Consider the following 20,321-nt stretch of genomic DNA (forward strand, 5'->3'; position numbering starts at 1 on the left):
CGTTGTTGAAATTTCACAATATTAATGGGTGAAATGTATTTACCAAATGAAGAAAATAGGGTATTCTTGTCCATGGTCTATCCTTTGCGTTGGATTTGGACAGGAACTACCTGACCTTTCCAGTGTAAAGGATTTTTTTATGCCTGAGAACACTTGAACGCTGAAAGTTATGATGATTTTGAATGGTATGAAAAGATTAATGCAACGCTAGTGATATTTTTCACATTATTCTTTTTAGTAGCGTTTGTATTGTACCTGATAATGCAACACGCTCCATTCCTACTGCCTTTTATTTATTACTTAGCCATATTTCTTCTAATTATATCAATCTGCTATTTAATATATTACTATTTGGGGAGTAAAAAAAGGTAGACAAATCTGAAAGTATCGGAATATAATCTTGATATAAAAAGTAATATTTTTCCAAAAGAGGTATATTAGGGTATGAAGGCATTTTTCAGTACTCTAATTGCAGGGACATTAATGCTGACAACAGTTTCTCCAACTTTTGCAAATGGCACAATTGAAGATGGAAGTAGGCAGGAAAAAATTTCAGAAATTAGATCTTATATTAATACTAGTGTCCCTGCTTTGATTCAAGAGCTTGAAGATTTGAAACATAAAGATGATGTTACTCTTGGAAAGGTTGAAAAAACGATCGATACATTTTTTTCTGAACATCCAGCGCCTGAAGCTTTTAATGACCCGACGTTATCTTTAGAGGATGTCTTTCCAGCAGAAGTAAAGAAAATTAATCAAAAATATGGAAAGAATAAACCACTTAATAATATTAATGCGTTTATGGACGAGAAGAAAAATAGCATAGAACGCTCGGATGATAAAGTTATTACTATTAAAAATGATATGAGTGAAATTAACGTTTACGTGTCTCAATTAGGAGAAATTTTTGTTCTTGAAGTAAGAACAGTTTCATCCAATGCCGAGAATCAAAGAACTAGTCTTGTCCAACCTCGCGCTCTTACGTGGGAGTACACTGATACAAAGCGTACTACTGGAATTGGTTACAATGCACAGGGGAATAAGATGTTTACATTGTGGGCAGAGGGGTCTTTTAAGTATAATGGGAAGTCGGTTGAGGTAGATACTGCTGATGGTGATTATAGTCGCCATTTCTGGGGATCTACACTGGAACTTACCCCCCGTAAGCTAGGAGAGAAGAGAACTACACGCGTTGAAGGTTACACATATGCAGAAGTTTATTCTCGTCTGTATTTTGAAGCTGGATTCGGGATCAGATGGGCACAAATCACATTTAATTCAGGCAGTTGCGAAACACTAGTTGGTTCTACGGTTGATGGAAACATGTATGGTACCGCTAAAACTGTATAATGCTTCATAATTAGTGGATGTACCAGCGGTTTATTAAAACGCTGGTTAATGTGTGAAGTGCATCCTTTAGAGTAAACATTGGGAAACCCTCTACCGAAAACAGGGGCTGTGCAGAAAGTCCATCCCTGACTAAAAAGACCAAAACCTAAAACCCAAGAATGTTGATTTCATGGCATTCTTGGGTTTTGCTTTTCAAGTCATTGGGCTGAAAAAACACTTTTCGGACAGTCCTCATTTTTTGAAACTTCCGTTCCGATGATTTAGCACTTACATGCGCCCCTTTTGTTGTTATTTCTTCCTCTTCCAAGAAACGACGAAAGCTATAAAAATGCAAATACCGTGTTAAAAACCTGCTACAGCAAATATTATCAAAAGCTTGTCTTGGGGCTTACTGTTGCTTATGCATTTGACCAATAGAAAAGGGCGGCCAAATTGCCCCCCCTCTTCCATTACGGCTGGTGAATCATCTGCTCATTCCTCGGCATCGGTACATCCGGCTTTCCGGACGGGTTGTTGTACAGGTAGCTCGGCACCTTGCCCACGATCAATGCCTCGCTGATCGGGATCTGCGTCGTGACGGTCTGCTGCTTGGTCGCAAACGGAATGACTACGCGCAAATCGACCTCGACGTAAATGTAGACGGTGACGAGCACCATGTTGATGCCAGCCTGCTTCATCTCCGTCTCCAGGCGGGTCTTCACGGCGCCGATCGGCACGAACGAGACGGGAATTTCCGGGCCGAGGTGCTCCAGAAACACGTTTTTGGTAGCCAGGCCGAGCGGGATCGTCGTCTGGACGTTCTCCTGCTCCAACTCCTTCAGCCGATTTTGAATGCGGGCGGTCGTCTCCCCCACGATCCGCGAGTATTCGCGGAAGTTGAAATTGACCGCTTTGATGCTCCCTTCCTCGTCTTTTTCCATCATCACAATCTCGTTGAAATCCACGCCTTGCTGCGTCAGACGCTTCGTGACCGCATCCGTAATGGCGAGCTTTGCCACCTGATCGGCTTTGGCTTGGGCGATCAGCAGCAAGGTCGGCTCGATCCTTCTTTCCACGATGATGAACAGGATCACCAGGGATACGACAATAAACAAAAACGTTGCGAAGATGCGTCTGCCGCGCCTTTTCCAGCCTCCTTTTCGAAAACGCACAATTTCTTCCTCTCCCTCGTTTCGCCGTACGAAACCAACTCAGTTCTCAATCAGGACGTACTGTGCGCATGGAAGAACGCTTTTGCTTGCCTGCTCGTGGTCGGCCGCTGGCGAGCACGCCGCCGATCCCTGCCACGAACGTCGGGACACCGGATGTGACGAGAATCAGCGCCCAGTCGCGAATGGACAAATCGGTCGTTTTGAAAATCGGCTGGAGAGCGTCGATGTACACGACTCCGAGCACCAGCACCAGGGACGAAATGACGGCCCAGACGAGGTATTTGTTTTCAAACACGTTGCGGTGAAACACGCTGTACTGGCTGCGGCAATCGAACACGTGAATCAACTGGGCCATGACCAACGTCACGAAGGCGACGGTCTGGGCGTGGACCAGATCGTTCGGATTCTCGCGCAGCGTCAGCCAGAAAGCGAGCAGCGTCATGGCTCCGATCAAGAAGCCGCGGCTGATGATCTTCCAGCCCAAGCCCCTGCCGAAAATGTTTTCCGCCTTGTTGCGCGGGCGCTGGTACATCGTGTCGGCCTCAGCCTGATCGACCCCGAGAGCCATGGCGGGCAAGCCGTCTGTCACCAGGTTGACCCACAAAATCTGAATGGGAACGAGCGGCAACGGCAAGCCGAGCAGCATCGCAAAAAACATGACGAGAATCTCGCCTACGTTGGACGCGAGCAAATAGCGGATAAATTTGCGGATGTTGTCGTATATGTTGCGCCCTTCCTCGACGGCGGCGACAATCGTGGCGAAGTTGTCGTCGCGCAAAACCAGATCGGCCGCTTCCTTCGTCACGTCTGTCCCGGTGATCCCCATGGCGATGCCGATGTCCGACGTTTTGATTGCCGGGGCGTCATTGACGCCGTCGCCTGTCATGGCGACTACGTGCCCTTTGCTTTGCAGGGCGCGTACAATCCGCAGCTTATGCTCGGGGGATACGCGGGCGTACACGGTTACCCGCTCGGCGTGGTCGGCGAGAGTCTCATCCGACATCCCGTCCAGGTCCCGACCCTCCAGCACTTCGCCGTAGCCGCGCATCAGCCCGATCTGGCGGGCGATCGCTTCGGCCGTCACCTTGTGGTCGCCTGTAATCATGATGGTCTTGATGCCCGCCTGATGGCACAGGTTGATCGCGGAACGAACTTCCTCGCGCGGCGGGTCAATCATCCCGGCCAGCCCGACGAAAACGAGATTGTTTTCCATCGTGCCGATCGGCTGCCCAGGGCGATAGCCTTGCAGCGTTTTGTAGGCGAAGCCGAGAACCCGCAGCGCTTTGCCCGCCATCAGCTCTGTCTGCTCCAGTACCCGATGGCGCAATGAAGCGGTCAACGGCTGCAGTTCGCCGCCCCAGAGAATGTGCGTGGATCGCGCCAGCACCGCCTCTGCCGCGCCCTTGGTCAACAGGGAGTGAACGTCGTCTGCGCCTTTCTCGACGACGGACATCATTTTGCGGTCTGAATCAAAAGGCAGCTCTTCGACGCGCACCGACTGCTGTTTCGGGTTGCCCCGCTCTCCGGCATTGCCCGTTGCTTTTGCGGCCAACACCTTCAGCGCTCCCTCTGTCGGATCGCCGACGATCTGCCAATGCCGCGTGGTTTTGCCCATGCCAAGCAAGTTGCGCGTGCCTTGTTCCTCGCAGATCAGGCGCGCATTGTTGCAGCGGTCCGCGATGCGAATGATTTGCGTCAGCGCTCCGTCGCGGGCAGGCGACACCATTTTTCCTTGGTAGTGAAAAGCTCCCTCCGGCGCGTAGCCGCTTCCGGTGACTTCATAGGTGGAATCGCTGTGCCAGACATGGGTCACCGTCATTTTGTTCTGGGTGAGCGTGCCTGTCTTGTCGGAGCAGATGACCGATGCGCAGCCGAGCGTCTCTACCGACGGCAGCTTGCGCACGATCGCATTACGCCGGATCATCCGCTGTACGCCTAACGCCAGCGCGACGGTCACAATCGCTGGCAAGCCTTCCGGGATCGCCGCTACCGCGAGGCTGACTCCTGCCAAAAACATCGTGAACAGCTCATGTCCGTGCCAAACCCCGGCGACGATCACGACAATCGTCAACAGCAAAGCGACGACCACGAGAATTTTGCCCATTTGCTCCAGGCGCACTTGCAGCGGCGTCTCCGCTTCTTCCGCTGTATTCATCAGGTGGGCGATCTTCCCGATTTCCGTCTCCATCCCGGTCGCCACGACGATGCCGCTACCTGTTCCGCCCGTCACCATCGTGCCCATGAAGGCGAGGTTTTTCTGATCTCCCAGCGGAACCGTCGAGGCCTGGGCCGTGTCCAGTTTTTTGACGTTTTTTCCGACAGGGACAGACTCCCCCGTCAGCGCCGACTCTTCTACCTCCAGCCGATTGGCGGTCAAAAGCCGCATGTCTGCCGGAACCCGGTCCCCCGCTTCGAGCACCACCAGATCGCCCGGCACCAGGCGCGAAGCGGGAATCATGGAGATGTGCCCCTCGCGAATGACCCGGGCCATCGGGGATGCCAGCTCTTTTAGCGCTTGCAGGGATTGTTCAGCTTTGGCCTCCTGAATGAACCCGAGTATGCCGTTAATGATGATGATCGCAATAATCGTAATCGCATCCAGATACTCTCCCAGGAAGTAGGAAATCAGCGTGGCGATAAACAGGATGAGCACCATAAAATCCTTGAACTGGTCAAGAAAGACCGAGTAGAGAGGCTTGCGTTTGTTCTCAGCCAACTGGTTGGCACCTTGCTTAACCAGTCTCCGCTCCGCCTCCTGCTGGGTCAATCCCTGCGCCGCATCGCTATGAAGGGCTTCGGTCACGTCGGCCGCTGCCAGCGTGTACCATTTTCGAATTGGCTGTGTATCCACCTACATCTCCTCCATCCACTTCTCACTCATTGTCATGTGTATGCAGACGAGCCAGAAAATAAAACAGGGGCTGTCCAGAAAGTCAGTGTAAACTGACTGCTGGACGCCCCGTTTTTATTGAATGGTAACGCGAGCTTTTCCCTGTCGTTCCCCGAAGGCGGCTTCCTGTCTGTTACTCGTGAACCGACTCAAGCAGCTTGCCCAGTTCCTCCATCGCTTCCTCTACTTGTTCTCCGGAGATTTCCAGCGTGATTTGATCTCCCTTGGCTGCTCCCAGCGTCATCAAGCCCATGATGCTCTTGCCGTTGATTTTCTTGCTGCCTTTGACGACGTTCACTTCGCACGGAAAGGAGGTCGCTTTCTCCACAAACAATCTGGCCGGACGGGCGTGGATGCCGCTTGGATTTTGAATGGTGAATGTTTTGGTCAACATGATGCCCAACTCCTTTTTACTCTGCCATGTCTTTTTTCAGTACTTTTATCATCAGGGCCGTAACAATGACCCCCGCAACAATCGAAACGAGGTACAGCGGCCAGTTACCGACAACCGGCAGTACGAACAAACCGCCATGCGGAGCCGGCAATGTGCACCCGAACAGCATGGACAATCCGCCGGCAACGGCAGAACCGGCCATAATGGAAGGAATGATGCGCGTAGGGTCAGCCGCCGCAAACGGAATCGCTCCTTCCGTGATGAAGGAAGCCCCCAGAACGTAAGCGGTTTTTCCCGCGTGCCGCTCTTCGGCCGTAAATTTCTTTTTGAACAGGGTAGTGGCCAAGGCAATGCCGAGCGGTGGAGTCATGCCGGCAGCCATAATCGCTGCATGCGGGGCGTAATTCCCCTCGGCAATCATCGCAATCCCGAACGTAAAAGCCGCTTTGTTGACGGGGCCCCCCATGTCAAAGGCCATCATCGCGCCCAAAATGACACCAAGGATAACAGCATTTCCCGTACCCATGTTTTTCAGCAAGTTGCCAAGCTCCGTGTTGGCTGCCGCGACGGGATCGGAGACGATGTAGACCATGATAAAGCCGGTAATCAAAGTACCCAGCAGCGGGTACAATAGCATCGGCTTGATCCCTTCCAGCGATTGCGGCAGTCCGACAAACAGCTTTTTGAGCCCAAGCACAATATACCCGGCCAAAAAGCCGGCAATGATTCCTCCGAGAAAGCCGGAGCCCGATGTAGTTGCCAGCAATCCGCCCACCATACCGGGCGCAAAGCCTGGCCGATCGGCGATGCTGGAAGCGATAAACCCGGCCAGTACCGGAATCATCAGTTGAAATGCCGTTTTTCCGCCGATGTCCATCAATACTTTGGCCAGCGGATGGAAGGACGGATCGTTCGGGTCAGACGCGTTGATCCCGAACAAAAAGCTGATCGCGATGATAATCCCGCCGCCCACGACAAACGGAAGCATATTGGACACGCCATTCATCAAGTGACGATAAAAGGCTGGCTGCTTGGACTTTTTCGCGTCCTTGCCTTCCTGAATCTTTTCCTGATAATTGGTCGCGCTCCCGCGGTAGACGCTGCCCCTCTGATTGACGGCGCGCTGCAGCAGGTCTTCGGCATTGCGGATTCCTTCGGCTACCGGTACTTCGATGAGAACCTTTCCGACGAAACGCTCCATCTCCACCTGACGATCAGCGGCCACGATGACAGCAGCGGCTTCTTCAATATCGCTCGACGTTAGTTTGTTTTTCACTCCTCCGGAACCGTTCGTCTCCACCTTGAGCGAGATCCCTAGCTCCGCCGCCTTTTTCTTCAGGGCATCGGCAGCCATGTAGGTGTGGGCGATGCCGGTCGGGCAAGCCGTTACTGCGACCACTTTGGCGGACACGTGCTGCTGGTCGGCTGCCACGTCTTCTGTAACGCTTTCATCTTCGCTCTGAAGTTCCTTTTCCTTGTTCGTGATAATCTCAAGCACCCGTTCCTTCGTCTCTGCTTTCATCAGCTCCTGGCGAAACGACTCGTCCATGAGCATCTGGGAGAGCAGGGCAAGCGTCGCCAGATGAGCCTGGTTGGCGTCTTCGGTTGCGGCGATCATAAAGAAGAGATGCGCTTTTTGTTGATCCAGGGAATCAAATTCCACGCCCTCTTTGGAAAAACCGTAGGCGATGGCAGGTGTCTTGACCGCGGCTGTCTTGGCATGCGGGATGGCTATTCCCTCGCCAATTCCCGTAGAGCCTTGAGCCTCGCGGGCGAGAATGGCCTGCTTCATGCCATCCTTGTCGTTCAGTCGTCCCGCTTTGTCGAGTTGCTCGATCAACTCATCCAGCACAGCTTCTTTTGTGGTCGCCGACAAATGAACGACAATCGTGTCTGAATTCAGCAAATCACCAATGCGAATCTTATTGTTCATGGGTAACCCCCCATCACGAAATGAAGGTAATCGTAACGTCCTGAATGAATGCTTCTATTTTTTCACGCGTGCAAAAACCTTCCGACAGGGCGGTCGTACTCCCGGCCGCTACGGCAAAACGAAACGCCGCTTCGGTATCCATCCCGCGTGTCAGACCGTAGAGAAATCCTGCTACCATCGAATCTCCGGCGCCGATCGAATTGACCGGTTTGCGCTGTGGAATCTGGGCGAGATAGGCCTCATTCCGGTTGACAAAGACCGCTCCTTGTCCGGCCATCGAGACGATGACGTTTTGCGCGCCCATCTGGAGCGCTTTTCGTCCCCACTCGATCGCTTCGGCAGGAGTCGCAATCGTCACGCCGTACAATTCGCCCAGTTCATGGTGATTCGGTTTGATGAGGAACGGTTCTTCCGGCAAACCGTTTTTCAAGGCCTGCCCTTTGGCGTCAAGGAAAATGCGGACTCCCTTGCCGCGCAGCCGCTGCATAATCATCTGGTACATATCGGAGGGCAAGCTCTTGGGGACGCTTCCGGCGAGGACGAGGTAATCGCCGCTTTGCAAACGGTCGATCTGGGCAAAAAGGCGCTCAAGCGCTTCTTCCGGAACAGGAGGAGAAACCCCGCTAATATCCGTCTCGTTCTCAGCCTTTATTTTTACGTTGATCCGCGAATCGTGATTAATCTGGATAAACTGATGAGCAATGCCGGCTTGCTCGATCTGCTGCTGTATAAATACTCCCGTAAACCCTCCGACAAACCCCAGAGCCGTACTGTCTTCACCGAGGGCGCGGAGAACTTTGGAGACATTGATCCCTTTTCCGCCTGCAACCTTCCACTCTTTTTTCGCCTCGTGAATCGCTCCTTGCGACAGGGCAGACAGCCAGATGTGATAGTCAATCGATGGGTTCAGGGTTACTGTGTAAATCATGCTTTCACCACTTTAAGAGTTGTTATTCTGCTGTACACTTGTTGTTCCTCTTGGCTAATACCGTTATCCGTGATGAGCGTAATTCCGTGCAGGTCGCTCACCTTGGCAAACGTGACGCGCGAAAACTTGTCGGAGTCGCACAAGACAAAGCGTTCATCCGAAAACTGCAGCGCCAACTGCTTGACGTACGCTTCATCGGGATCCGGTGTAGTCAGACCGTGGCTTTGGTCGATCCCATTCATGCCGAGAAAACATTTATCAAAGCGATATTGGCTGAGCGACTTGATCGCGTCTCGCCCGACGAGCGACAATGTAGCCGCTTTCAATTCACCTCCCAGAAGAATCGTTCGGATGTGGCGGTTAATCAGATGGAGGGCTATATCCACCCCATTCGTCACGACCATGATGTTCTCGGGCAAGTACGGGAGCATCTGATAAGTCGTGGTGCCCGCATCGATAAAAATCGAATCGCGGTCTTGTACCAGGCTGGCAGCGTATTTGGCGATCGCCGTCTTTTCCCGCTCGCGTTTGACCGACTTTTCCAGGATCGTCGGCTCCTCGATTTTGCTTTGCAACACAGATGCTCCACCGTGGACGCGCTTGAGCAAGCGCTGTTCTTCCAATTCGCTCAAATCCCGCCGAATCGTCGACTCGGACGCTCCTGTAGCCTCGACAAGTTCATGGATTCGCACGAAGTCTTTTTCTTTTACGAGCGCAATAATCAACTGATGACGTTCCGGAGTTAGCATCGTACCCTCCCTTCTGGCAGTGCCATCTGATTGATTTTGATTATACATGCACATTCAATCAAAAACAATCACAAATGGTCATAATCAATCAGTAATGCTGACGGAAAGTGTTCACGCCTCCGCCAAACAGCCGTTTGATTCAAATATGTCAGCAAAAAAACCACGACCAACATGCTCCACCATGGTTGATCGCGGCTTCCTTTGTAATCCCGTATGATACTTGTGTTGTACGGCCCGCTTACAGCTCGAACCGCTCGGCAATCTGGTGAATCTTCACAGATGTCTCGTGGAGTCGTCTGGCTTGGTCGGATACCTGCTCGGTTGCGTTTAGCTGGGCCTCGCCGGCTGCTGCCGCTTCCTTCGCTGATACAGAAAAGCTTTGCGAGATGTACATGACCTTGTCGATATTTTGTTCGGCCGCGTCGACATCGCGCAGCACTTCGCCCATGACTTCCGCATTGCGCGCCGTATGAGTCGCAGAGAGGGCTGATTTTTCGGACAGGACGTGCACGATTGTTTGCAGCTCCTGCACGAGCGCGAGTCCGCTTTGCACCTCCTGGCGTTCTTCCTGGACGACTTGCACGGTCTGATGGGACTTCTTAATAATCGCACCGGCGACGTCCATAATGTGGGAAGCAGCTTCGTCTGCCCGGTTCGCCAGCTTGCGCACCTCATCCGCGACGACTGCAAATCCCCGTCCTTCCGCACCCGCTCGCGCAGCTTCGATCGCTGCATTCAGCGCCAGCATGTTTGTCTGTTCGGCGATTTCCCGGATGTCGCGAATCATTTGCTCAATCCCGGCAGCCTGGCGCTTAAGCTCATACATGGAGGTCTCTGTCGTATGGCTCGCCTGCTCGATGCGCTGCATTTGCATGTGCAAGTGGCTGGTTTTCGCAATCCCCTCCCGGGCGGCCAGCTCCGCTTCCTGGGTCAGCGTACTGGTCTCTTTCAATTCGCTCCCGGCTTTGCGAATCAGTGCCGTAATCTTTTTTAATACCGCCTCTGTATCTTCAACCAGACTCGCCTGCTCCACCGCTCCGCCGTGCACCTGCTGCAGACCGGCAGAAAGCTGCTCGGAAGCGCTTAGCAGCTCCTGAACCATCGCTTCCTGCTTTGTACTGATCTCTTTGGTCGCATGCGACGTCTGCCGCAGCTCAGTCAATATGCCATGAATGCCAATTAACATTTTGTTGATTTCAAACGACATTTGCCCCCATTCGTCGCGCCGTGCAGTCTGCACTCTCGCTTTCAGCTTTCCTGAAGAAATGGCTTTCGTGACCCTCATCCAATCGCGCCAGTTGTGACGGAAATTGCGATGGGTCAACAGCCCGATACAAGCGGCGAGCATGAGAGCTATCGCTGCAACCGCTCCTTTTGTCCAGGGCGACTGAGCCAGCCACAGACCAACTGTTGCGAAACAAACGGGCATGACGAAGGCCGCCACCAGCTTCCAGCCGTAGGACAAAGCGGGTACGACCACGCCTAAGCGCAGACTGTAAGCGTTTTCTCCTCTTACCTGAACAGGTACTGATGTGTCCAGCAAAAGCTCACCGGTGTTGCGGGGGTACATTTGTGCCAACGGTTCATTGGTTCGTGCGGCACGTAAACCGACTTCATCGTTGAACAACGTGCCTTCCCGCAACCGGTTAGTGTGAATGATCCCGAGTCCCTCCCGCGTGACGAGAACAAAATATTCGTCTCCTTCCAGCATGTCATCCAGCCTTTGTCTGATTTTCGCGCTATCGTCCTGGACCGTTCCTTCCTGCAAGAGCGCTTCGATTTCTTTTGCGGCTTGCTGCACCTTTCGCAATGACCTTTGCTTCAGCTTTTGACTCGCTTTCACAAAAACCCCCACCCCATTAAGCAGAATAATACCGTATTGTTATATTTCCCCAAGTACGATCGCTCTCCTGTCTACCGCTTTGCATTTGCCCGCAAAAAATGCCATCGTGCCCATGAAGGCGAGGTTTTTCTGATCGCCCAACGGAACCGTCGAGGCTTGGGCCGTGTCCAATTTTTTGACGTTTTTGCCGAGGAACAGACTCCCCCGTCAGCGCCGACTCTTCTACCTCCAGCCGATTGGCGGTCAAAAGCCGCATCGCTATGAAGGGCTTCGGTCACGTCGGCCGCTGCCAGCGTGTACCATTTTCGAATTGGCTGTGTATCCACCTACATCTCCTCCATCCACTTCTCACACTGGGGGTTTTCGTTAGAGAACGAATAAAACAACCCGTCCTTTTTCCAGGACGGGTCCGAATTTTTGAATGGAAGTTATTTCAAACTTTTGGCCAACCCGATGCAAATGAGCAGAATCGGCGGCAGCCAGGTCAGGCGGGCAAGCCACCTCGTTTTTCCCGCACGCCGTCCGATCGCCAGCCCGACCGCAAGCAGCAGCGCGCTCATTATCGCGATGCACAACGCGACGACGAGTGGCGAGTAGCCCAAAAATGTGAGGCTGATTCCCGCGCCAAAAGCGTCCAAAGAGAGCGCCAGCCCCAGCATAACCGCCTCCCAGCCCATGATATGACCCGAACGGTCCGCATCGGCTTTGGAGGGGTCTTTCAAAATTTGAATCATGACACCGAAAATGCGAAATTGCGTTAATACTGTGCGATCCAGCTCTACCTGCGTTTCTCTGGCTGACACTGCCGCCTCGCCATTCGCGGCAGTCAGCGCGCCTGCTTGACCCGCCGGCATCCCGGACTGTGCGGGCAGCAAATCCGGCTCCGTTCCCCTGCCCTGACGCGAAGAAAAAAGCCGCCAGAGAGTAAACAAGCCCATCAAAATCAAGACGGCTGCGCCGATATGCTTGCCAATCTCAGGCGTCAGCCAATCCGTCAGCGAAGCACCTACGAGCATGACACCATACACAACGGCAAAAGAACATCCCGATACGACGACCAGCGACAAAAACGGCATTTTCATGTTGCGCAAACCATACGTCAATCCTACGCTGACACTGTCCATGCTGATGGCCAGGGAAACGAGCAGGAGTGCGAGCCATCCGCTCATATGTGGTCACCTCTTTCCCATTGCCTATTAGATATACGCGAGAAGGGCTTTTCATGTGCAAACAAACAAGGGATCGGCTCATCACCGAAGCGCTCGGCGCTCCACGAAAAGTCCGTGAGTGGGCGTGCCGATGAGATCACGCCCGTTTTCGCTGCATTCCTACACAAACAAAAGCCATCGCCTGCCGTCATCCAGCAAGCAATGGCTTTCTTTCCTGTATGTGTATGCGAAATGCCTTTTACAGTTCCTCGTCAAATCCGCCAAAGTCAAAATCCATCTCTTCGCCCTCGCCGCCATCCTCTGAGGCCATTTCCTCATCCGGCGACATCAGCTCGCTAAGCAGCATGCCGCCCAAGAACCCGGCTGCCATGCCCCCGATCATGCCGCCCATGCCGCTGCCGCGATGTCCGTGGTGGCCGTGTCCGTAATGCCCCTGTTGGTAGGAAGCGAGCGACACGTACGGAATCGCTTGCGGATTGTTCGCGTATTCGCGAATTTTTTCGATCAGATAACGGGACAGCTCTTCCTCTTGTCCGTCTGCGAGCAATTGCTGCGGAACCACGATTTCGGCCTTGTACTCCTTCTCGCGGCGCAAAAAGCCTGTAGCCAGGTCCAGCTCTACCAGCATGCGCAGCTCGTCTGGCGCGGTGAAAAAGACCACTTCCAGCTCATTGAGCGGAATGCCCAGGTTGGCAGCCGGGAAAAAGGAGAACTCTTGCCCGTACGGCGTCAGCTTGCCGGAGTCTGGCTTTTGGCGCAAGTTCAGGCGGTCAAACGCACAGAGTACGCGCTCCACTGGCTCGGGCGGCAAAATCTCGACGCGGTCAAAATCGGTCGGGTCGAGGGCCATTTCCACATCGAGCTTGGTTTGCAGCGCGTACTGGATCGCTGGCGTCGACACAGCCAGTCCATGCGGCATCTCAAACGAAAACGGAATCTCCTGCACGAACGGCTTTGGCTGTACCGTAAAGTTGCGGCTGATCGGGTACACCTGCACCTGCTTGGTCACTTCCTGCCCGCGCAAATTCACTCTCATCAGCAGGACTGCGCTCAGCTCGGAAATGCGCTGCTCCACGTTGCCGCCCTCGATTCGCACGACACCGGTCATCGTCTCTCCCAGTCGGTAGCCAGGGGCGTCCAGCTTGAGATCAACCGTTGCCGCTCCTACACCGAATTTTGCCATCAGCTTTTTGAACATCGGCTTCTCCTCCATATATAAGCAATTACTTATATTTATAGTGTAGCAGAAAAAGAGCCTTTAACGCGAGTGGCTAATGCGCGAGCGAGCAATTGCACCAGTCTGGCGGCCTGCTCCCCGGTCGTATCCCGCAGCGCGGAAAACTCCGTCACTTCCATGGCGACGACACGCTCGTCACCGAGCGCTGCGGCGAGCAAGGCTTCCGCTTCCTGCAAAGACAGCCCCGTCTCGCTTGGCGCATAGGCGGCTGCCATCGCTTCCTTGTGCATGACATCCACATCAAAATGAACGAGAATCCGGGCATCGGACGGAATCGCCTGCAAGATGCGGGCGATGGAACCAACCACGCCGTCCTTTTGCAGTTGCTCCAACGTCGTCACGTCGATCCCGTATGCTTCGGCAGGCTGCTGCTGACAGCCCACGAGCCGGATTCGCTCTGCCTCCCAGCCGCTGCGCTCGATCCACTGTCCCTGATCCTGGAGCAAAAACCACAAGCCCATCCCTGCCGCGCCAATGCACCGCGAAGCCGAGGGAACTACGGCGTCGAGATGGCCGTCGATGACCAGCAAAAACGCCTTTTCTTTATGTCGCGCCTGGTGAGCCAAAGCCGTGCCCACAATCAGGCCGCAGTCTCCGCCCAGCATCAGCACAAACTCGTCAGACGCAAACCAGTTCTGCGCCTCTTTGCCCAGCAAGTCCCACAGCATGCGCGGAGCTGGCCAGTTGCGAACTGGCGGAATATTGTGACGGGGCAAGTAATCAGGGAGCCGCACATTCCCGATGTCCTCGACGCCAAGACCTGCTTGCTGCAATTGCCCGATGAGTCCTGCTTTGCGTAGCGCATCCGGGGAAAGCTCCGTGCCGGAGACGTACGCTCCCGTGAAATGCGGAATACCAGCCACTTTTACGTTAATAGACAGTCCCTCCATTGCTTGTGAACTAGGAATCATCACCAGTATAGCACAGCCTGGACTGAATATATTGCACAAGCTCGCTGACGGAAGGCGCAAGCCAGCCGTCCGGCATGAGGGCGCGCTCGCCTCGCAGCAGGTGGCAGGCAAACGCATTCGGATGGACGCCCGGACTCAAAAAATACACTTGCTGAAACGGAGCCGGAATCGCGTCCATCGCTGCCACGCATTTGCTGACATACGTTTGCAGCGCCTCCTGATAGCGCGGAGCGGTCAGCGCCGTCCCGCAGCGGACTTCGATTCCGGTCAATTCCTTGGCGTGCGCGGCATCCAGGCTTTTGGCGAGCGAGCAGACCACAAACAGCAGCTTGTCGGGCGAAAGCTTGTAACGCTTCTGATACTGCTTGGCAAAACGGGCCAGGGTAGCGTTCCAGGAAGGAGTGTCGTAGCTGCCCAGATCGGGAATGCACTTGAGCGCCGCGACCAACTGGTCCTCGCTCCAAAGAAACAGCAGACCGTCCATCACCTGAAAAGACAATCCGGCAAGTCGCCCCGCCAAAAACTCCCCGACCCGCTCATGCATGACCCGCGAGATGCGTTGGGACGACTTGCGCTTGAGCTTTTGCCGAACACGAATTTCCTCTTCCTCCACATAAATCCGCACAAGCGTCAAAAACAGCAAGGCTTCTGCCCTCCTCTGGCGCTCGTCCTCCTGCCCCTGCCGGGCGCACGCTTCGGTCAGGCACTCCAAACGGCTGTAGGCGTCCCGGAGCCTTTTCGCCCAGCGTCCTGCTTTTTCTGTGCCCATGCTACCCCTCCTCTAGCTCTTGTCAGATGCCTGATCGGCTACGACCAACACATCCATGTGCCGCGCCTCCCGCAGCAACCGCTGAACGACCGAGCCTTCGCAGATTTCCTTCCACCTCGTCCGCGCCGATTGCCCGATGATGACCTGTGTCGTGCCATTTTCGTTCATGTGGAAGATGAGCTGGGTAAAAACTTTGCGCCGCCCCGCTGCCTTGTATTGCTCGAAGCGACCCCCCAGCCGCTCGGTCAGGCCGCGCAGCTTGGCCAGTTGCCCCGCTTCCTCTTCCGTCAGCGGCTCGTGATCCTGAACATACGCCACGTGCCAGACAGCTTTTAGCCGATAGGCGATACGGAAGCCTCTGCGAATCAATCGCTCGCTGTCCGCCCGCAGATTGACGCAGACAAAAATGACCTCCCGCTGCCGCCAAGGACCGCGCAGCGTTCGCCGCTCCCACGCTTCGAGCCGTTCGTCGACATCGTCCGCCACCTCGCGCAAGGCCAGCTCCCGCAAGGCAATCAGGTTTCCCGTCCGAAAAAAATTCGCCAGCGCCTGCTCCACCTTTTCCCGCGCGTAAATGTTGCCCTCACGCATCCGCTGCCGCAGCGCCTTGGGAGAAATGTCGATCAGCTCCACTTCGTCCACCTGGTGCAAAATATGATCGGGAACTGTCTCCCGCACGCGGATGCCCGTGATTTGCTCCACGCTGTCATTCAAGCTCTCCAGGTGTTGAATGTTCATCGTGGCAATCACCGAGATGCCTGCCGCAAGAAGCGTTTCCACATCCTGGTACCTTTTTTCGCGCTCGCTGCCTGGTGCGTTGGTATGAGCCAGCTCATCCACCAGCACGACCTCCGGATTGCGCCGGATAATCTCGTCCGTGTCCATCTCTTCCAGCGTCACGTTTTTGTAGGGGATGCGTTTGCGCGGAATCAGGGGAAGGGCGCCGATCTGCTCGCTGGTTTCTTTTCGCCCGTGGGTTTCCAACAGCCCGATCACCACATCAATGCCGCTTTTGGCCAACTCGTTTCCTTCGCGCAGCATCGTGTACGTCTTGCCGACGCCAGGAGCTGCTCCGACGTACATCTTCAATGTGCCGCGCCTGATTTTCCCGATCTGTTGCTCCAGCTCTGCCTGCGACAGACGGCGGTACGGGTTGGCGGCTTCCGCAGCTTTTCGCCTGGCTGGCAAAACCCGCTCCCCGTTGCGCTCCGAGCGGTCGGCCACGATCAAAATATCAATGTTTTTGGTCTGCCTGAGAATTTTATGGACAATCGAGCCGCGCCAGATTTCTTCCCAGCGCGTTCGTTTGGACTGCCCCATGACGATGCGGGTCACATTGCGGGCCATCGCGTAGGCGACCAGCTCGCTCGCCACTTCCGTTTCCCGCTGCAACGGCGCTTCCGCAAACGTCCCGCCCACTTTATCGACGAGCTTGACGATCGCTCTGCGAAAAGTCGCTTCCTCCTTGGTCAGCTTTTTATGCAACGGGCGAAAACAGACGACCAAAAGTTCTCCGCCGAGTCGTTTGGCAACCTGTTGTCCGCGCCGGACCAGAATCGAGCCGTTCCAATGATACTGGGCCGAGACGAGGATTCGCTCCGTCGCCCCAGAAGCGCCGACCATGCCGTGCTTCTCGCGGTAGTCCTCCAAATCTTCATTCACGCCTGTGGCGACGAAGCGCAGAGCCAGCTCCCGCAGCACGTGCAGATTGTCCCTGCGAAACAGCGGATGGTTGCTACGGGTGGCCGCTCCGTCCTCCTGAAGCCGTTTCAGAATCGCTTCCGGGGTCACATCCAACAGCTTCACCTCATCTGCGAGCGACAGCGTGTCTTCCGGTACACATTGGTCGATCTGCACCTGCGTCCGGGTCAACCGCTCCGCCAGCTCCTTCATGCCCGCCAGCTCGTAAATATTGACGGTCGCCATCACGCTGATCTGATGGTCGAGCAAATAGCGGACGTCATCGAGGCGCGTCGGACGCGGCGCATCGGGACGATTGCGATGGGCCAGCCCGTCGACCAGCACGACCTCGGGATCGCGCTCCAAAATACGCGGCACATCGAGATCGTGCCGCGTCTCGCCCTGCGAAAACCAGACGAGAGGGGGAATTTGCTCCAGCCCTTCCCGCATCTGGGCGAGCTTTGGCGAGGCGTCCCCTCCGGTAGCGGCGATCACGACATCAATCCCTTTTTTCCGCAGGCTCTGCCCTTCCATCAGCAAATGGTACGTCTTGCCCGAACCGCTCACGGCCCCCAAAATGATTTTGAGCCTGCCCCGGTGCATGTTGGAGATGGACTGCAAAATTTCCTCCGGGGACTTTCGGCGAAACTGCTCGACCATCTTGCAGCCCTCCTGTCTACTTCCATTGGTCCAGAGCCACATTCAGCTTCAGCACGTTCACCCGCGGCTCTCCGAACACGCCCATGCTTCTTCCCTCCGTATGCTCCGCAACCAACACCTGCACCTTCGCCGGGTCGAGTTGGCGCGCTTTCGCGACGCGCTGCACCTGAATGGCAGCCGCCTGCGGCGAGATATGCGGATCCAGACCGGAACCGGAGTTAGTCAGCAGGTCGGCTGGAATGTCTTCCTGCCTGACGCCGGGGTTGGCTGCCAGAAAAGCGGCGATGTCTTTTTGCACGCGCTCGATCAAGGCTGGATGGGACGGCGCATAGTTGTTCGAGCCGGAGCCTGCCGCATTGTTGTCGATGGAAGAAATGCGGCCCCAGAAATACTTCGGATCGGTGAAGGTTTGCCCGATCAGCTCGGAGCCGATCACGGTGCCGTTCGCATCGGCAATCAGGCTGCCGTTCGCCTTGGCTGGCATGACGACCTGCGCGATTGCCGTCATCGCCAGCGGGTAGGCCAGGCCGCAAATGAGCAGCAACACGAGAGACAAGCGGAGATTTTTCCAGACCATACAGATTCACCTTTGCTTTCTTTTTTCAATGGGTTTACACAAGGTTCAGTCCGACGAGCAGCAGGTCGATCAGCTTGATGCCCCCAAACGGGACGAGGATGCCGCCTCCCCCATAGATGACGAGATTGCGGCTGAGCAGCTTCGACGCGCTCATCGGCGTGTACTTCACGCCTTTGATCGCCAGCGGAATCAGAAGCGGGATGATGAGCGCGTTGAAAATCAGCGCGGACAAAATGGCGCTTTGCGGCGTAGCCAGCCCCATGATGTTGAGGGCGTTCATCTGCGGGATCGCCAGCATGAACATCGCCGGAATGATCGCAAAGTATTTCGCCACGTCGTTTGCGATACTGAACGTCGTCAAGGCGCCGCGCGTCATCAAAAGCTGCTTGCCGATCGCCACGACTTCGATAATTTTCGTCGGGTCGGAGTCGAGATCGACCATGTTCGCCGCTTCCTTCGCCGCGGCGGTTCCGCTGTTCATCGCCAGTCCGACATCCGCCTGGGCGAGCGCAGGCGCGTCATTCGTTCCGTCGCCTGTCATGGCGACCAGTTTACCTTCTGCCTGTTCTTTGCGGATCAGTGCGATCTTGTCCTCCGGCTTCGCTTCCGCCACAAAGTCGTCGACGCCTGCTTCGCGGGCAATCGTCGCTGCCGTCAGCGGGTTATCGCCCGTGCACATCACGGTGCGAATCCCCATCCGTCTCAACTCTTCAAAACGTTCGCGCATACCCGGCTTCACCGTATCCTTCAAGTAAATCAACCCGAGAATCACGTTGCCCTCCGCCACTGCCAGCGGCGTTCCGCCTGCGGTTGCGATCCGGCTTGTCTTTTCGTCCAGATCGGCAGGGATCTCCCCGCCCTGCTCCCTCACGTATGCTTTGATCGCATCGACAGCGCCTTTGCGGATGAGCACGCCGTTTGCCAGATTGGTGCCGCTCATGCGCGTCTCCGCCCGGAATTCCACCCCCAGAGACCCCGGCAGCTCCAGCTCGCTTGCTGACAGCCCCTGCTTTTTCGCCAGCTCCACGATCGAGCGGCCTTCCGGTGTTTCATCGTGTACCGAGCTTTGCGCTGCCGCCCGGTTCAGCTCCGCGGCCGTACCTGCACCTACCGGGACAAACTCTGCTGCCATGCGGTTTCCGTACGTAATCGTCCCGGTTTTGTCCAAGATGATCGTATTGATGTCGCCTGACGCCTCGACCGCTTTTCCGGACATCGCAATGACGTTGAACTGCGTGACCCGGTCCATGCCGGCAATCCCGATGGCCGACAGCAGGCCGCCTATTGTGGTCGGAATCAGGCACACCAGCAAAGCGACCAGGGTAGCGACGGGAAGCGCCGCATTCACGTAGCTGGCAATCGGCTGCAACGTCGTGCAGACGATCAGGAAAATCAGCGTCAGGCTGACCAGCAACGTATGCAGCGCCATTTCGTTGGGTGTCTTCTGCCGTTTTGCCCCTTCGACCAGCGAAATCATCCGATCGAGGAACGACTCGCCGGGATCAGCCGTCACCCGAACGCGAATGCTATCACTCACAACACGCGTCCCGCCTGTAACCGAGTTGAAGTCGCCGCCCGCCTCCTTCATCACGGGAGCCGATTCACCCGTAATCGCTGATTCATCGACGGAAGCGATGCCCGCCACGATTTCGCCGTCAGCAGGAATCAACTCGCCTGCCTCCACCAACACCAGATCTCCCTTCCGCAGCTCTGTGGCGCTGACAATCTGAATCGTGCCGTCTTTGGCGAGCCTTCTCGCTTTCGTGTCCTGCTTCGTTTTTTTCAGACTCTCGGCCTGTGCTTTGCCGCGCCCTTCCGCCAATGCTTCCGCGAAGTTGGCAAACAGGATGGTCACGAACAAAATCAGGCTGACGACGCCGTTGTAGAGCCGATCCGATGCCCCGCCGAACAGGTCGGGAAAAATCGTCAACAGCAGCGTCAGGAAAAATCCGACTTCGACGACAAACATGACCGGATTTTTCAGCATGACCCGCGGGTCCAGCTTTTTCACGGACTCGACAAAGGCCCGCTGGTACAAATCTTTGGGAAGCGCAGTCGTGCGCGTTTTGCTCATGGGAAT

Annotated in this window: 15 protein-coding genes and 1 pseudogene; 1 reads left to right on the top strand and 15 read right to left on the bottom strand. The window is 55.2% G+C overall.

The features are described from left to right. The first annotated feature begins 444 nt into the window (after positions 1–444). On the top strand, positions 445–1,350 hold the full coding sequence (locus AC3WQH_RS18915; protein WP_238503737.1) for a hypothetical protein: 906 nt from the start codon (positions 445–447) through the stop codon (positions 1,348–1,350). A gap of 449 nt (positions 1,351–1,799) precedes the next feature. Here the strand turns inward: AC3WQH_RS18915 and yunB are convergent, their stop codons facing one another. From yunB to kdpB, 15 genes and pseudogenes are all read right to left on the bottom strand, one after another. Next, entirely contained in the window at positions 1,800–2,501 is a 702-nt protein-coding gene (yunB, locus tag AC3WQH_RS18920) for a sporulation protein YunB (protein WP_492332203.1), read from the bottom strand. A gap of 46 nt (positions 2,502–2,547) precedes the next feature. Then, on the bottom strand, positions 2,548–5,352 hold the full coding sequence (locus tag AC3WQH_RS18925) for a calcium-translocating P-type ATPase, SERCA-type (protein WP_310670276.1): 2,805 nt from the start codon (positions 5,350–5,352) through the stop codon (positions 2,548–2,550). A gap of 172 nt (positions 5,353–5,524) precedes the next feature. Then, the gene (locus AC3WQH_RS18930; RefSeq protein WP_005835578.1) at positions 5,525–5,785 is read right to left on the bottom strand and encodes an HPr family phosphocarrier protein; all 261 of its coding nucleotides are present in this window, start codon (positions 5,783–5,785) and stop codon (positions 5,525–5,527) included. A gap of 16 nt (positions 5,786–5,801) precedes the next feature. Further along, positions 5,802–7,718 carry a PTS fructose transporter subunit IIABC gene (locus AC3WQH_RS18935; RefSeq protein WP_310670277.1) on the bottom strand — a complete coding sequence of 639 codons (1,917 nt, stop codon included), beginning with the start codon at positions 7,716–7,718 and terminating at the stop codon, positions 5,802–5,804. Between the two features lie 13 nt (positions 7,719–7,731). After that, positions 7,732–8,646 carry a 1-phosphofructokinase gene (gene pfkB, locus AC3WQH_RS18940; protein WP_310670278.1) on the bottom strand — a complete coding sequence of 305 codons (915 nt, stop codon included), beginning with the start codon at positions 8,644–8,646 and terminating at the stop codon, positions 7,732–7,734. Further along, positions 8,643–9,395 carry a DeoR/GlpR family DNA-binding transcription regulator gene (locus AC3WQH_RS18945; RefSeq protein WP_310670279.1) on the bottom strand — a complete coding sequence of 251 codons (753 nt, stop codon included), beginning with the start codon at positions 9,393–9,395 and terminating at the stop codon, positions 8,643–8,645. The genes pfkB and AC3WQH_RS18945 overlap by 4 nt, the downstream gene beginning before the upstream one ends. A 238-nt stretch (positions 9,396–9,633) precedes the next feature. Continuing rightward, a complete protein-coding gene (locus AC3WQH_RS18950) occupies positions 9,634–11,238 on the bottom strand; it encodes a methyl-accepting chemotaxis protein (RefSeq protein ID WP_005835572.1) in 1,605 nt (534 codons plus the stop codon). A 102-nt stretch (positions 11,239–11,340) separates the two neighbouring features. After that, a pseudogene (locus AC3WQH_RS18955) lies at positions 11,341–11,494 on the bottom strand (P-type ATPase actuator domain-containing protein); the annotation flags it as partial. A gap of 172 nt (positions 11,495–11,666) precedes the next feature. After that, the gene (locus AC3WQH_RS18960; protein WP_026558305.1) at positions 11,667–12,407 is read right to left on the bottom strand and encodes an MntP/YtaF family protein; all 741 of its coding nucleotides are present in this window, start codon (positions 12,405–12,407) and stop codon (positions 11,667–11,669) included. Between the two features lie 238 nt (positions 12,408–12,645). After that, positions 12,646–13,605 carry a sporulation protein gene (locus tag AC3WQH_RS18965; RefSeq protein ID WP_005832237.1) on the bottom strand — a complete coding sequence of 320 codons (960 nt, stop codon included), beginning with the start codon at positions 13,603–13,605 and terminating at the stop codon, positions 12,646–12,648. 35 nt (positions 13,606–13,640) lie between these two features. Beyond that, positions 13,641–14,555: an arginase family protein gene (locus AC3WQH_RS18970; protein ID WP_007782587.1), complete on the bottom strand. Its 915-nt coding sequence runs from the start codon at positions 14,553–14,555 to the stop codon at positions 13,641–13,643. After that, complete coding sequence (locus AC3WQH_RS18975) at positions 14,545–15,324, bottom strand: hypothetical protein (protein WP_327990891.1); 780 nt, start codon at positions 15,322–15,324, stop codon at positions 14,545–14,547. Before AC3WQH_RS18975 ends, AC3WQH_RS18970 begins: the two co-directional genes overlap by 11 nt. Before the next feature lie 12 nt (positions 15,325–15,336). Then, complete coding sequence (locus AC3WQH_RS18980) at positions 15,337–17,664, bottom strand: histidine kinase (RefSeq protein ID WP_492332204.1); 2,328 nt, start codon at positions 17,662–17,664, stop codon at positions 15,337–15,339. Between the two features lie 16 nt (positions 17,665–17,680). Beyond that, a complete protein-coding gene (gene kdpC / locus AC3WQH_RS18985) occupies positions 17,681–18,241 on the bottom strand; it encodes a potassium-transporting ATPase subunit KdpC (protein WP_483072363.1) in 561 nt (186 codons plus the stop codon). A 34-nt stretch (positions 18,242–18,275) separates the two neighbouring features. Then, on the bottom strand, positions 18,276–20,315 hold the full coding sequence (gene kdpB, locus AC3WQH_RS18990) for a potassium-transporting ATPase subunit KdpB (protein ID WP_492332205.1): 2,040 nt from the start codon (positions 20,313–20,315) through the stop codon (positions 18,276–18,278). Between the last annotated feature and the right edge of the window lie 6 nt (positions 20,316–20,321).

The sequence above is a fragment of the Brevibacillus sp. FW301-21C12A genome, assembly GCF_058788915.1.

What these genes read in the sequence shown, in the direction of transcription:
- AC3WQH_RS18930 (WP_005835578.1), bottom strand. Translation starts at nt 5,785, where the DNA reads ATGTTGACCAAAACATTCACCATTCAAAATCCAAGCGGCATCCACGCC.
- kdpC (WP_483072363.1), bottom strand. Translation starts at nt 18,241, where the DNA reads ATGGTCTGGAAAAATCTCCGCTTGTCTCTCGTGTTGCTGCTCATTTGC.
- AC3WQH_RS18980 (WP_492332204.1), bottom strand. Translation starts at nt 17,664, where the DNA reads ATGGTCGAGCAGTTTCGCCGAAAGTCCCCGGAGGAAATTTTGCAGTCC.
- AC3WQH_RS18945 (WP_310670279.1), bottom strand. Translation starts at nt 9,395, where the DNA reads ATGCTAACTCCGGAACGTCATCAGTTGATTATTGCGCTCGTAAAAGAA.
- AC3WQH_RS18960 (WP_026558305.1), bottom strand. Translation starts at nt 12,407, where the DNA reads ATGAGCGGATGGCTCGCACTCCTGCTCGTTTCCCTGGCCATCAGCATG.
- AC3WQH_RS18935 (WP_310670277.1), bottom strand. Translation starts at nt 7,718, where the DNA reads ATGAACAATAAGATTCGCATTGGTGATTTGCTGAATTCAGACACGATT.
- AC3WQH_RS18975 (WP_327990891.1), bottom strand. Translation starts at nt 15,324, where the DNA reads ATGGGCACAGAAAAAGCAGGACGCTGGGCGAAAAGGCTCCGGGACGCC.
- AC3WQH_RS18970 (WP_007782587.1), bottom strand. Translation starts at nt 14,555, where the DNA reads ATGATTCCTAGTTCACAAGCAATGGAGGGACTGTCTATTAACGTAAAA.
- AC3WQH_RS18915 (WP_238503737.1), top strand. Translation starts at nt 445, where the DNA reads ATGAAGGCATTTTTCAGTACTCTAATTGCAGGGACATTAATGCTGACA.
- pfkB (WP_310670278.1), bottom strand. Translation starts at nt 8,646, where the DNA reads ATGATTTACACAGTAACCCTGAACCCATCGATTGACTATCACATCTGG.
- AC3WQH_RS18965 (WP_005832237.1), bottom strand. Translation starts at nt 13,605, where the DNA reads ATGTTCAAAAAGCTGATGGCAAAATTCGGTGTAGGAGCGGCAACGGTT.
- kdpB (WP_492332205.1), bottom strand. Translation starts at nt 20,315, where the DNA reads ATGAGCAAAACGCGCACGACTGCGCTTCCCAAAGATTTGTACCAGCGG.